Source organism: Klebsiella sp. 28 (assembly GCF_018223905.1).
GTDB classification, from domain to species: Bacteria; Pseudomonadota; Gammaproteobacteria; order Enterobacterales; family Enterobacteriaceae; genus Klebsiella; species Klebsiella pneumoniae.
Genome location: NZ_JAGRQY010000018.1, coordinates 60,319 through 73,853 on the forward strand (window position 1 = coordinate 60,319; position 13,535 = coordinate 73,853).

The 13,535-nt window shown below is 56.7% G+C and carries 11 protein-coding genes; 7 read left to right on the forward strand and 4 right to left on the reverse strand.

The genetic code is table 11. The annotated features are described in order from the left end of the window. Positions 1 to 3: 3 nt before the first annotated feature. Positions 4 to 1,452 (reverse strand): ATPase RavA stimulator ViaA, encoded by a 1,449-nt coding sequence (gene viaA, locus KHQ28_RS03295; RefSeq protein WP_002882517.1) that lies wholly within the window; start codon positions 1,450 to 1,452, stop codon positions 4 to 6. After that, positions 1,449 to 2,948 carry an ATPase RavA gene (gene ravA / locus KHQ28_RS03300; RefSeq protein WP_004151555.1) on the reverse strand — a complete coding sequence of 500 codons (1,500 nt, stop codon included), beginning with the start codon at positions 2,946 to 2,948 and terminating at the stop codon, positions 1,449 to 1,451. Before ravA ends, viaA begins: the two co-directional genes overlap by 4 nt. 217 nt (positions 2,949 to 3,165) lie before the next feature. Between ravA and kup the strand changes: the two genes are divergently transcribed. The 7 genes from kup to rbsR all read left to right on the forward strand — a co-directional run bounded on the left by kup (position 3,166) and on the right by rbsR (position 11,073). Next, positions 3,166 to 5,034: a low affinity potassium transporter Kup gene (kup, locus tag KHQ28_RS03305; protein ID WP_002882520.1), complete on the forward strand. Its 1,869-nt coding sequence runs from the start codon at positions 3,166 to 3,168 to the stop codon at positions 5,032 to 5,034. A 185-nt stretch (positions 5,035 to 5,219) separates the two neighbouring features. Beyond that, positions 5,220 to 5,639 carry a D-ribose pyranase gene (gene rbsD, locus KHQ28_RS03310; RefSeq protein WP_002882527.1) on the forward strand — a complete coding sequence of 140 codons (420 nt, stop codon included), beginning with the start codon at positions 5,220 to 5,222 and terminating at the stop codon, positions 5,637 to 5,639. A gap of 10 nt (positions 5,640 to 5,649) precedes the next feature. Then, entirely contained in the window at positions 5,650 to 7,155 is a 1,506-nt protein-coding gene (gene rbsA, locus KHQ28_RS03315; protein ID WP_002882529.1) for a ribose ABC transporter ATP-binding protein RbsA, read from the forward strand. Between the two features lie 5 nt (positions 7,156 to 7,160). Continuing rightward, on the forward strand, positions 7,161 to 8,126 hold the full coding sequence (rbsC, locus tag KHQ28_RS03320; RefSeq protein WP_002882531.1) for a ribose ABC transporter permease: 966 nt from the start codon (positions 7,161 to 7,163) through the stop codon (positions 8,124 to 8,126). 27 nt (positions 8,127 to 8,153) lie between these two features. Next, positions 8,154 to 9,044, forward strand: coding sequence for a ribose ABC transporter substrate-binding protein RbsB (gene rbsB, locus KHQ28_RS03325; RefSeq protein ID WP_002882536.1), 891 nt, complete (start codon positions 8,154 to 8,156; stop codon positions 9,042 to 9,044). Between the two features lie 100 nt (positions 9,045 to 9,144). Further along, positions 9,145 to 10,077 (forward strand): ribokinase, encoded by a 933-nt coding sequence (rbsK, locus tag KHQ28_RS03330; RefSeq protein ID WP_031590499.1) that lies wholly within the window; start codon positions 9,145 to 9,147, stop codon positions 10,075 to 10,077. Between the two features lie 3 nt (positions 10,078 to 10,080). Then, on the forward strand, positions 10,081 to 11,073 hold the full coding sequence (gene rbsR / locus KHQ28_RS03335; RefSeq protein WP_004187944.1) for a ribose operon transcriptional repressor RbsR: 993 nt from the start codon (positions 10,081 to 10,083) through the stop codon (positions 11,071 to 11,073). On the opposite strand, the gene mdtD is transcribed toward rbsR, so the two are convergent. Together mdtD and KHQ28_RS03345 are read right to left on the reverse strand one after the other, a co-directional pair. Next, on the reverse strand, positions 11,070 to 12,467 hold the full coding sequence (gene mdtD / locus KHQ28_RS03340; protein WP_002882539.1) for a multidrug transporter subunit MdtD: 1,398 nt from the start codon (positions 12,465 to 12,467) through the stop codon (positions 11,070 to 11,072). The genes rbsR and mdtD overlap by 4 nt on opposite strands. Positions 12,468 to 12,479: 12 nt before the next feature. Further along, a complete protein-coding gene (locus KHQ28_RS03345; protein WP_002882540.1) occupies positions 12,480 to 13,181 on the reverse strand; it encodes a FadR/GntR family transcriptional regulator in 702 nt (233 codons plus the stop codon). Positions 13,182 to 13,535: the final 354 nt, after the last annotated feature.

Genomic DNA, 13,535 nt, shown 5'->3' on the forward strand with positions numbered 1-13,535 from the left:
CGATTAGCGCCGCCAGCGTCGCAGCAGGCGGCTACGCAGCCCGGTGTCAAAGCGCCAGATATGATCGAAGATGCGCATGATGCCGGGTTTGCCGTGAACCGACATCGCCACCGCGTGAAAACGGTGCTGATGCTTACGCTGTAACTCCCCCACCTGAGCAATCACCTCATCCGGCAACCGTTGGGCAATAAAGTCGGAGATCACCACGGCATCCGCATCCACCCACTGCGGGTTTTGCAAACGTTCAATAATGGCGCGAAAACAGCTGGCCAGATCGGTGCCGCCGCGAAAACGCTGGCTCAGGAAACGGATCGCCTGCTCCAGTCCGCTCTCGCTGGTCAACTCGTAATGCACCACTTCGCTGGAGAACAGCATAATGAAGCAGCGACGGTTATCGGCCAGCGCGATGCGCATCAGGGCCAGACAAAAGGCCTTAGCGCACTGTTCGTTAAAACCGCCCATCGATCCTGACGTATCGACGCAGACAATGAACGGCCCGCGCGGTTGCTCATCAAAATCCTGCCGCGTTACCGGGCGTTCGGTAATTTTCTCGCGCCAGGCATCGCCGTGTAGCCGGTAGGTGAGCAGCTGTTTCTCCACCAGCTTGCGATAAAATTCAAACTCCAGCTCCGTGATGCCAAGCGTCGCCAGCTCCGGCGGCAGCAGGCGTAGAATGTCGTCGCTCTGCTGGAGGCCGTCGACCTGTTCAGGCACCGTTGCCGGCTCGCGTACCAGGCTGCGGAAGGTTTCCATCGGCGCATCTTTCTTCGGCACGGATTTCGCTTCCCTTGAACGCCCCAGCTGTTCCGCCAGCTGCAGCAGCTCCGGTTGCTGGTTAAGAAAATCGCCATAGCGCACGATCAGCTGGTAGTCGCCTCGTTTTAGTTCGCCGGCGCTCATATCCCACAGGCGTCCGGCGGCGGTATCATTTTCCGCCAGCACCGGATCGAGCTGACCGCTGAGCGTCATTCGTTCCTGGACCTCACTGAGCAACTGGTCGCGCTCCTCGTCCAGCAGCTGCTGGTTAAGGCTGGTGGCTTGCACCACCAGGCTCAGGCGCCAGCGCTGTAAAAACAGCGTATGCAGCGCCGGGGTAAAGGTGGCATTGTCATCCACCAGCTTCTGCGCCTGGGCGGCAAAAGGGGACTGGAGCTGGTGCAGTTTGCCGAGAATTTGCGGGAGCTGGACGATAAACTGCGAGGTAGAGAGCAGCTGAGCCTGCTGATAGGTTTGCACTTCGGCGTCCAGATCCGGCGGGATGTTAACTTCTTTTAAGCGGGCGCGAACGGCTTCCCGCCAGCGCGGAATATCCGCCGCGATGATGTTTTTCAGGCGGGGAAATTTTTCAAAGAACACCGCCAGCTGAGGAGAGGCCAACAGCGCCAGCAGCATCTCCTCGATCATTCCCTCTTCGCTGACTGCCAGCATGACATTCAGCATATCGAGCGTCATGGCTGCTTCGCCTGTTTAATCTGCGCGCCGACGTCCTGCAGGCTGGCTTCGATTCTTCCCAGCCATTCGACCGGGATAAACAGGCACTTTTGCTGCTCGCTGAAGCGGTTGTGTTGCTGGTGCCACTCATCATCCAGCGCTTCCAGCTGCTGGCGAATTTCCGCCGGCATATTCTCCTGCGCTGCGCTGCCGGGCAGCGCGAGGCGTGAGCCCTGCAGGCTCACATCGCGGACGACCAGATGCTGGCTGGTGTCGACATCCATATTGAGTAGTTGGGCAAAGCCGATCCCGTTGAGCTTACCGCGGATCTCGCCGCCCTTTTCCAGCCAGTTGGCTAACGCCTCGCGTTCAAAAGTAATGTGGATCACTTCCATATCGTGAAGTTTGAGCGGCTGCTGCAGCAGCAGCGTCAGGGTGGTCCCCTGGATCTCCGCCGGCAGTTCATAGTGCGGTTTGCGGCTAAACATCCCGCCAAGGCGGGTGACCTTCAGCGCCGTTTTGTCGCTTTGCTGTTGTTGGATCTGAATGCGTCGCTGCACAATCGCCCCCAACCGCGTCAGCATCGCCTGCTGTTGCCAGGCGTGACAGGTCATGAGCGTTTCCAGCTGCTGCGACATCAAGTTCATACTTTCGACGTTGTGCCACAGACAATCTTTCAGCAGGATAAGGTCAATCGGCGCGATGCTGTCGCGGCCGCTGAAGAAGGCGCTGGCCTGCAGCAGGCGAATAGCCTTTTTCCAGCGGCGATCCGAGACGTAGGGGGCATTTGGCAGGGCGTCCAGCTGCTGGCGGAGCTGGAATATCAGCTCAAACACCGCGTCCGGCAGTTTAATATTGCCGATCTGCTGCTGCCATTGGGTAAATTCCTCGTCGCTCACCTGCAGCGCGCTGGGCACTGGATTGCTGTTTTCATCCTGCTGGCTGACCAGCATCGAACGGAAATTACCTTTATCCTGCACTTTATCAAGCCATAGACGGATCAGCATTCGGTCATACAGCGCTTCCAGGCTGCTGTCGGCTTCCGGGAGTTCGTTCGACGCGGCCACCAGCAGGCGCATTGGGATTTTCTCTTCATGCGCGCCATTGCGGAAGTGACGTTCGTTAATCGCCGTCAGTAGGGTGTTGAGGATAGCCGGACCTGCTTTCCATATTTCATCGAGAAACACGATTTCCGCTTCCGGCAGGTAGCCGGCGGTTAAACGTTCGTAACGGCCTTCATCTTTCAGCGCCTGAATGGACAGTGGCCCAAATACCTCTTCCGGGGTGGAGAAGCGGGTCATCAGGTATTCAAAAGCGCGCGCCTGCTGGAAGGCGAATTTGAGGCGGCGGGCAATCAGGCTTTTGGCGATCCCCGGTGGACCAAGCAAAAAAACGCTCTCGCCGCTGAGCGCCGCCAGCAGGCAGAGGCGTATCGCGTGGCTGCGTTCAAAGAGTCCTTTTTCGAGTGCCGCGCTGAGCCGGGAAATTCTTTCAGCCAGTAAATGTGTTTGAGCCATAATTGAGTTGCGTGCTTTGTCATGTATCGTTATTGGGACGAGTATAGATGTTAGAGCCGGGGCGGTAATAGCCTGAAGAATCGATTTATTTTTTTTGAGCCAGGTTAATATGGTGTCTGTTAGGGGTACGATTTCACAAATAATCGTGCATACTGTGCGCTTTTTGTGGGCCAAGGGACTAGGCACACATTTGTTTTATAAACGAAAAGACTAGTCTATGAGCACTGATAATAAACAATCGTTGCCGGCGTTAACGCTGGCGGCCATCGGCGTGGTGTACGGCGATATCGGTACCAGTCCACTGTATACCCTGCGCGAATGCCTGTCAGGTCAGTTTGGCTTTGGCGTAGAGCGCGATGCCGTTTTTGGCTTTTTGTCGCTGATTTTCTGGCTGTTAATCTTTACCGTATCGATTAAATACATCACCTTCGTGATGCGGGCGGATAACGCCGGGGAAGGCGGGATCTTAACGCTGATGTCGCTGGCCGGACGTAATACTTCGGCCAGAATGACCTCCGTGCTGGTGATCCTCGGCCTTATCGGCGGCAGTTTCTTCTATGGCGAAGTGGTGATTACCCCGGCGATTTCGGTAATGTCGGCGATAGAGGGGTTAGAAATTATCGCCCCGCAGCTCGATACCTGGATTGTCCCTATCTCCATTATCGTGCTCACCCTGCTGTTTGTGATCCAGAAGCACGGGACTGGCATGGTCGGCAAGCTGTTTGCGCCGATTATGCTGATCTGGTTCCTGTTGCTGGCGGTGCTGGGCGCGCGAAGCATTTACGCTAATCCGGAAGTTCTGCAGGCGCTGAACCCCTACTGGGCTGTGCACTTCTTCCTGCAATACAAGACCGTTTCCTTTATTGCGCTTGGCGCGGTGGTGCTGTCGATTACCGGGGTGGAAGCGCTGTACGCCGATATGGGCCACTTCGGCAAACTGCCGATCCGCGTCGCCTGGTTCTCCGTCGTGCTGCCCTCGTTGGTGCTGAACTATTTTGGCCAGGGCGCGCTGCTGCTGAAGCACCCGGAAGCGATTAAAAACCCGTTCTTCCTGCTGGCGCCTGAGTGGGCGCTGATCCCGATGCTGATTATCGCCACGCTGGCGACGGTTATCGCCTCCCAGGCAGTGATTTCCGGGGTCTTCTCCCTGACCCGTCAGGCAGTGCGTCTGGGCTATCTGTCGCCGATGCGCATTATCCATACCTCGGAAATGGAGTCCGGGCAGATTTACATTCCGTTCATTAACTGGCTGCTGTACGTTTCTGTGGTCATCGTTATCGTCAGCTTTGAGCATTCGTCTAACCTGGCGGCGGCGTATGGTATCGCCGTAACGGGCACCATGGTGCTGACCTCCATTCTGTCGGCGACCGTGGCGCGCAAAAACTGGCACTGGAACAAGCTGTTTGTCGGTCTGATGCTGGTGGCCTTCCTGTGCATTGATATTCCGCTGTTCTCGGCGAACCTCGATAAGATTGTCTCCGGCGGCTGGCTACCGTTGTCCCTGGGGATGGTCATGTTTACGGTGATGACGACCTGGAAGAGCGAGCGTTTCCGCCTGCTGCGCCGGATGCACGAGCATGGCAACTCGCTGGAAGCGATGATCTCTTCGCTGGAGAAGTCACCGCCAGTGCGTGTGCCGGGTACTGCGGTGTATATGTCCCGCGCCCTGAACGTGATCCCGTTTGCCCTGCTACATAACCTGAAGCACAACAAGGTGCTGCATGAGCGAGTGATCCTCCTGACCCTGCGTACCGAAGATGCGCCTTACGTGCATAACGTTCGCCGGGTGCAGATTGAGCAGCTGTCACCGTCCTTCTGGCGGGTGGTGGCCAGCTACGGCTGGCGGGAAACGCCTAACGTTGAAGAGGTGTTCCACCGCTGTGGCCTGGAAGGACTCAGCTGCCGGATGATGGAGACCTCGTTCTTTATGTCGCATGAGTCGCTGATTATCGGCAAACGGCCATGGTATCTTCGCCTGCGCGGCAAGCTTTATCTGCTGCTGCAGCGTAACGCCCTGCGGGCGCCGGATCAGTTTGAGATCCCGCCAAACCGGGTTATCGAGCTCGGTACCCAGGTCGAAATCTGATGTCAAAAAAGCCCTTCCATTGCGAAGGGCTTTTTGTTTCTCACTCCGGTTGTTATGTCCTGTCGCTGCCTCGCGAAACGTTTCGATGGCGATCACATTTCTCTCTTCTGGTGATGGTTTTCTGCTCACACATTGATAATAATTATTTTAGCGAAACGTTTCGCTAGTGGAGCAAAAGAGAAAAAATGAAAAAAGGCACCGTACTTAACGCTGATATTTCCGCGGTCATTTCCCGCCTGGGCCACACCGATACGCTGGTGGTCTGCGATGCCGGATTACCGGTTCCCCGCAGCAGCACGCGCATTGATATGGCGCTGACTCAGGGCGTACCTTCATTTATGCAGGTGCTGGAAGTGGTGACGACGGAAATGCAGGTTGAAGCGGCTGTCATCGCGGAAGAGATTAAAACCCATAATCCGCAGCTCCACGCGACGTTGCTCACTCACCTCGAGCAGCTGCAGCAGCACCAGGGAAATACCATTGAAATTCGTTACACCAGCCATGAGCAGTTCAAAAAACAAACCGCAGACAGTCAGGCGGTAATTCGCAGCGGGGAGTGTTCCCCGTTTGCGAATATCATTCTCTGTGCCGGCGTCACGTTCTGAGGTCGCCGTCATGGAAGCCTTATTGCAACTGAAAGGGATCGACAAAGCGTTCCCTGGCGTCAAGGCGCTCTCCGGCGCGGCGTTGAATGTCTATGCCGGCCGGGTGATGGCGCTGGTAGGGGAAAATGGCGCCGGCAAGTCCACTATGATGAAGGTGTTGACCGGGATCTACACCCGTGATGCCGGCTCTTTGCTGTGGTTAGGCAAAGAGACGACCTTTAACGGCCCAAAATCCTCCCAGGAAGCCGGGATCGGCATTATCCATCAGGAACTGAACCTGATCCCTCAGTTGACGATCGCCGAGAACATCTTCCTTGGCCGCGAGTTCGTTAACCGTTTTGGCAAAATCGACTGGAAGCAGATGTATGCCGAAGCCGACAAGCTGTTGGCAAAGCTGAATCTCCGCTTTACCAGCCAGAAACTGGTGGGCGATCTATCGATTGGCGATCAGCAAATGGTGGAGATCGCCAAAGTGCTGAGCTTCGAATCGAAAGTCATCATTATGGATGAACCGACCGATGCGCTGACCGATACCGAAACCGAATCGCTGTTCCGCGTCATCCGCGAACTGAAGTCGCAGGGGCGCGGTATCGTCTATATCTCCCACCGTATGAAAGAGATCTTCGAGATTTGCGACGACGTGACGGTCTTTCGTGACGGGCAGTTTATCGCCGAGCGCGAGGTCTCGTCGCTGGATGAGGACCGACTTATCGAGATGATGGTCGGCCGTAAGCTGGAAGACCAATATCCCCACCTCGATAAGGCGCCCGGCGCGGTGCGCCTGAAGGTCGACAACCTCTGCGGCCCGGGGGTGGATAACGTGACCTTTACCCTGCGCCAGGGGGAGATCCTCGGCGTTGCCGGGCTGATGGGCGCCGGGCGGACAGAACTGATGAAAGTGCTGTACGGCGCGCTGCCGCGCAGCAGCGGTTCCGTGACGCTCGATGGCCGTGAAGTGGTGACCCGTTCGCCGCAGGATGGTCTGGCGAACGGCATTGTCTATATCTCCGAAGACCGTAAGCGCGATGGTCTGGTTCTCGGGATGTCGGTAAAAGAAAACATGTCCCTGACGGCGTTGCGCTATTTCAGCCGGGCGGGCGGTAGTCTTAAGCATAAAGATGAACAGCAGGCGGTAAGTGATTTCATCCGCCTGTTTAACGTGAAAACGCCGTCCATGGAGCAGGCGATCGGCCTGCTCTCCGGCGGCAACCAGCAAAAGGTCGCCATCGCCCGCGGGCTGATGACCCGGCCGAAGGTGCTGATCCTCGATGAACCGACCCGCGGCGTCGACGTCGGGGCGAAGAAAGAGATCTACCAGCTCATCAACCAGTTCAAAGCCGACGGCCTGAGCATCATTCTGGTCTCCTCCGAGATGCCGGAAGTGTTGGGCATGAGCGATCGCATCATAGTGATGCATGAAGGGCATCTCGGCGGTGAATTCACACGCGAGCAGGCCACCCAGGAAGTATTGATGGCTGCCGCTGTGGGCAAGCTTAACCGTGTGAATCAGGAGTAAGAAAGATGACAACCCAGGCTGTTTCTGGTCGCCGCTATTTCACAAAAGCGTGGCTGATGGAGCAAAAATCGCTGATTGCCCTGCTGGTGCTGATCGCGGTGGTATCGACCATGAGCCCCAACTTTTTTACCGTCAATAACCTGTTCAATATTCTGCAGCAAACCTCCGTTAACGCCATTATGGCGGTAGGGATGACGCTGGTCATACTGACCTCGGGGATCGATCTGTCCGTCGGCTCCCTGCTGGCGCTCACCGGTGCGGTGGCAGCGTCAATCGTTGGCATTGAGGTTAATGCGCTGGTGGCGGTCGCGGCTGCCCTCGCATTAGGTGCGGCGATCGGCGCAGTCACCGGGGTGATTGTAGCGAGAGGCCGCGTGCAGGCCTTCATCGCCACCCTGGTGATGATGCTGCTGCTGCGCGGCGTAACCATGGTGTACACCAACGGCAGCCCGATCAATACCGGCTTTAGCGATAATGCCGATCTGTTTGGCTGGTTTGGCATTGGGCGTCCGCTGGGGATCCCGACGCCGGTATGGATCATGGCGATTGTCTTCCTGGCGGCCTGGTACATGCTGCACCATACTCGCCTGGGCCGTTATATTTATGCCCTGGGCGGTAATGAAGCGGCGACGCGTCTGTCCGGGATTAGCGTCAATAAAGTTAAAATTATCGTTTACGCCTTGTGCGGAATGCTGGCTTCGCTGGCCGGGATCATCGAAGTGGCGCGTCTCTCCTCCGCGCAGCCGACAGCAGGGACGGGCTATGAGCTGGACGCCATTGCGGCGGTGGTGCTCGGCGGCACCAGCCTCGCTGGTGGCAAAGGACGCATTGTCGGCACGCTGATTGGTGCGCTGATCCTTGGCTTCCTGAATAATGGTCTTAATCTTTTAGGCGTTTCTTCCTATTACCAGATGATCGTTAAAGCGGTGGTGATTTTGCTGGCGGTACTGGTAGATAACAAAAAGCAGTAACTGAGAACTCTACAGGACATCTTAACTATGAATATGAAAAAACTGGCGACCCTGGTCTCTGCTGTTGCGCTAAGTGCGACCGTTAGCGCGAACGCGATGGCCAAAGACACCATCGCTCTGGTTATCTCTACCCTCAACAACCCGTTCTTCGTGTCGCTGAAAGACGGCGCGCAAAAAGAAGCTGACAAGCTGGGCTACAACCTGGTGGTGCTGGATTCCCAGAACAACCCGGCGAAAGAGCTGGCGAACGTCCAGGATTTAACGGTGCGCGGCACCAAGCTGCTGCTGATCAACCCCACCGACTCTGATGCCGTCGGCAACGCCGTGAAGATGGCGAACCAGGCGAAAATCCCGGTCATCACTCTCGACCGTCAGGCGACAAAAGGCGATGTTGTGAGCCATATCGCCTCTGACAACGTGCAGGGTGGGAAAATGGCTGGCGATTACATCGCGAAAAAAGTGGGTGAAAGTGCAAAAGTCATTGAGCTGCAGGGCATTGCCGGAACTTCTGCGGCGCGCGAGCGTGGCGAAGGCTTTAAACAGGCCGTGGCGGCGCACAAATTCAACGTCCTGGCCAGCCAGCCGGCCGATTTCGACCGCACCAAAGGCCTGAACGTGATGCAGAACCTGCTGACCGCACATCCTGACGTCCAGGCAGTGTTCGCGCAAAATGATGAAATGGCGCTGGGCGCCCTGCGCGCGCTGCAGACCGCAGGCAAGTCCGATGTGATGGTGGTTGGATTTGACGGCACTCCGGATGGCGAAAAAGCAGTAAACAGTGGCAAACTGGCGGCGACCGTCGCACAGTTGCCGGAGCAGATCGGCGCGAAAGGCGTTGAGACTGCTGATAAGGTACTGAAGGGCGAAAAAGTGGAAGCTAACTACCCGGTTGAGCTGAAGCTGGTCGTTAAGCAGTAATATGCGATTCGGACTGGCAACGGTCCGAGGGACAATATAAAAAAAGAAAAGCAGGGCATGCGCCACCGGATCCCGGTGGCGCGCTTTCCCGGGAACAGAAATGATGAAAACTGCAGGCAAACTTGTCGTCCTTGGCAGTATCAATGCCGATCACATTCTTAACCTTGACGCTTTCCCGACGCCGGGCGAAACCGTCACCGGCCACCATTATCAGGTGGCGTTCGGTGGAAAAGGGGCCAACCAGGCGGTGGCCGCCGGGCGCAGCGGAGCGGATATCGCGTTTATCGCCTGCACCGGCGATGACGATATCGGTGAACGCATCCGTCGTCAGCTGGCGAGCGATAAAATCGACGTGGCGCCCGTGCGCGCGGTTGCCGGGGAAGCGACCGGGGTGGCGTTAATTTTCGTTAACGCCGAAGGTGAGAATGTCATCGGTATTCATGCCGGCGCCAATGCGGCGCTTTCCGTCTCCCAGGTTGAGGCGGAAAAAGAGCGTATCGCCAGCGCACAGGCGTTGTTGATGCAGCTGGAGTCGCCGCTGGAGAGCGTCATAGCGGCGGCGAAAATCGCCCATCACCATCACACCACCGTGGTGCTGAACCCCGCGCCAGCGCGTGAACTACCGGATGAACTGCTGGCGCTGGTGGATATTATTACCCCTAACGAAACCGAAGCGGAAAAGCTGACCGGTATTCGCGTTGAGAGTGACGAAGATGCGGCAAAAGCCGCCAACGTGCTGCATGCCAAAGGCATTGGTACGGTGATGATCACCCTCGGCAGCCGCGGCGTCTGGCTCAGTGCCGAAGGCGAAAGCCGCCGGATCCCAGGGTTTCGCGTACAGGCCATTGATACTATCGCGGCCGGTGATACCTTTAACGGCGCGCTGGTGACCGCGCTGCTGGAAGGGACCGCCCTGGCGGAGGCGATTCGCTTTGCGCATGCCGCAGCGGCGATCGCCGTAACCCGCAAAGGCGCTCAGCCGTCCGTGCCTTGGCGCACAGAGATCGATGAATTTTTAGCGCAACAGGGGTAATGCTTGGCTACGATGAAAGATGTGGCCCGCATCGCGGGCGTTTCCACATCGACGGTGTCACACGTCATCAATAAGGACCGCTTTGTCAGCGAGGCGATTACCGCCAAAGTTGACGCTGCGATCAAAAGCCTCAACTACGCCCCCTCTGCGCTGGCGCGTAGCCTCAAGCTCAATCAAACCCGTACCATCGGCATGCTGATCACCGCCAGTACCAATCCGTTTTATTCGGAGCTGGTGCGGGGCGTGGAGCGTAGCTGCTTTGAGCGGGGTTATAGCCTCGTGCTCTGCAATACCGAAGGTGATGAGCAGCGAATGAATCGTAATCTGGAGACGCTAATGCAAAAACGCGTCGATGGATTACTCCTGCTGTGCACGGAGACTCATCAGCCCTCCCCGGAAATCATGCAGCGCTATCCGTCGGTACCGACGGTTATGATGGACTGGGCCCCCTTTGATGGCGATAGCGATCTGATTCAGGATAACTCGCTGCTCGGCGGCGATATGGCGACCCAGTATCTGATTGACCAGGGGCATTCACGCATTGCCTGTATTGCCGGCCCGCTGGATAAAACCCCGGCGCGCCTGCGTCTTGAAGGCTATCATGCCGCGATGGCGCGCTGCGGCCTGCCGGTTGCCGAAGGATATGTGGTGACCAGTGATTTTGAGTTTGGCGGCGGGTTTAGCGCGATGCAGCAGCTGCTGGCGTTGCCGCAGCGTCCGCAGGCGGTGTTTGTCGGTAACGATGCGATGGCGGTTGGCGCTTATCAGGCGTTATACCAGGCCGGGCTGCAGATTCCGCAGGATATGGCGCTGGTGGGCTACGATGATATTGAGCTGGCACGTTATATGACGCCGCCATTGACCACCATTCACCAGCCAAAGGATGAGCTGGGGGAACTGGCCATCGACGTACTGATCCATCGCATGGCCGATCCGCAGCAAAAACAGCAGCGCGTTCAGTTAACGCCGGAGCTGGTGGTTCGCGGTTCCGCTTAGCGTTTATGCCGCTCGCTAATCAGGTTGCGGCCATCCTTCGCTCTTAACAGCATAAACATCAGCGCCGATATAATGGTTATCACGCCCATGGTTATAAAGGTGTAGTGAAACTGCTGTACCGTGCTTGCATTATCAAAACCTTCATAGAAGCGTAGCACCGCAGCGCTGATGGCCACCCCGAGACTAATTGAAAGCTGCTGGGTGACGGCCAGCAGGCTGTTGCCGCTGCTGGCATTATCATCGGTCAGATCGGCCAGGGTAATGGTATTCATGGCGGTAAACTGCGTGGACATCGCCATCCCCAGCACGAACAGCGGCAGAAGAAGCATCCACAGCGGCATCTCTGGCGACTGCAGCGAGAACTGGGCGATCATAAGGCCAATAAATACGGTGATCCCCACCAGGGTCTTACGATAGCCAAACCAGCGCAGCACCTGGGTAACGGTGGATTTCGCAATAATCGAGCCGATAGCGGTGGGGGCGATCATACAGCCGGCGATAATGGCCGGATAGCCGAAACCAACCTGCAGCATCAGCGGCATCAGAAACGGTACGCAGCCGGTACCTAACCGCGTGGCGAGGTTGCCGGCAATGCCGACCGAGAACGTATGGGTCTTAAATAAAGAGAGCGAGATAAGCGGCGTCGGATGGCGACGCGCGTGACGCACATAGGCCACGAGCAGTAACAGACTGACGGCAATCACGGCCAGCGCCTGCCATGTCGCCACGATTTTTTCCCCAAACAGTTCAATACCGCTGGAAAATAACACCAGACTTAAGCCAAATAACAGAAAACCGCCTATATCGAAGCGTCGGCGCGGCGTTGTGAAATTTGGCATGTATTTACGGGCGTACAGAATGCCAATTACGCCGATCGGAATGTTTATCAGGAAAATCCAATGCCAGCTGGCCCAGGTCACAAATACCCCGCCGAGTACCGGGCCCAGAATCGGCCCCACCAATCCCGGCATGGTGACAAAGTTCAGGACCGGCAACAGCTCGCTGCGGGGGTAGGCACGCAGCAGGGCCAGCCTCGCCACCGGCATCATCATCGCCCCACCGATCCCCTGAATTACGCGAAAAATGACCAGTTCCGTTAAGGAACTGGAGAGGGCGCAGGCGAGGGAACCGAGGGTGAACAGGCTAACGGCGATGATAAAGACCCGGCGCGTGCCGAAGCGATCGGCCAGCCAGCCGCTGACCGGGATCAGCATCGCCACCGTCAGCGTATAGCTGATAATGGCCGACTGCATCGCTAAGGGAGAACGATTAAGACTGTGGGCGATAGCCGGGAGGGCGGTGTTAAGAATGGTGGCATCCAGCGCCTGCATAAAGAAGGCCATCGCCGCGATCCACGGCAGGCCAGCCATGCTGCGCCCTTTTTTTCCGCTCATGCCAAATCCTTGTTATTGATTTACGTGGTGTGGGGCGTTCAACAATGCCTGGCAGGCGAGCAACGCCCCCGGCGCATCACTGTTAAGAATGGCATCGACAATCGCCTGGTGGAGATCGAGCTTCACCACTTCATTTTGCGTAATCGACGTGAAGTAGGTGTGGTAGACCGAATGAAACAGTGAGGCGAAAGAGCTGAGGAAAGGATTACCGCTCATTTCATAGATATGTTCATGCCAGGCCATATCGACTTCTATCCAGCGTTCGCGCTGAAAATGGCGTTTCAGAGCAATCATCTCTTCCATTAATGTATTGAGCTGCGCTTTTTGCCCGGCGGTGCCGTTGGCGGCGGCGAGAAAGCAGGCCTGTGGCTCCAGGCTGCTGCGCATGACGAGAAAGTGGCTTACCACCTCTTCGAAGTTATCTTCTGTTAGCCACCAGGAGAGCAGTTCCTTATCAAGGAAATTCCAGCTGCTGCGCGGCATCACCCGGGTGCCAATGCGAGGGCGGGGCAGCAGCATGCCTTTTGCAGTAAGCGTCTTCACCGCTTCGCGGACGGCGGTACGGCTTACGCCGAACTGCTCCCCCAACTCCATTTCGCCGGGAAGAATGCTTTCCGGCTGATATTCGCCAGTCAGTATTTTTTGGGCGAGCTTTTCGGCCAGTACCCAGGAAATGTTCTTTTGTGCCGCCAGTTGCTGTGCGCTTAAAGACATAAATGCCGTTCCTTTCTTTCCTCTACTCTAACAGTATGCCACCAGGCGCCCCGTTTCGTCGGTTAAAACGGCAAAACGGCGGTTTTTTGCGACATTCCTCGCCGCATTGTTGAAAAAAGAGACGGTTGAAAACTTTTTTTGCATTTCCCCTTGTCACCTCAGAATTACTCCCTATAATGCGCCTCCACTGACACGGAACAACGGCAAACAAGCCGCCGGGTCAGCGAGGTTCCGGTGAGAACCTCGCAGAGAAAAGCAAAAATAAATGCTTGACTCTGCAGCGGGAAGGCGTAATATGCACACCCCGCGCCGCAGCGAAAACGAAGCGGCACTGCTCTTTAACAATTTATCAGA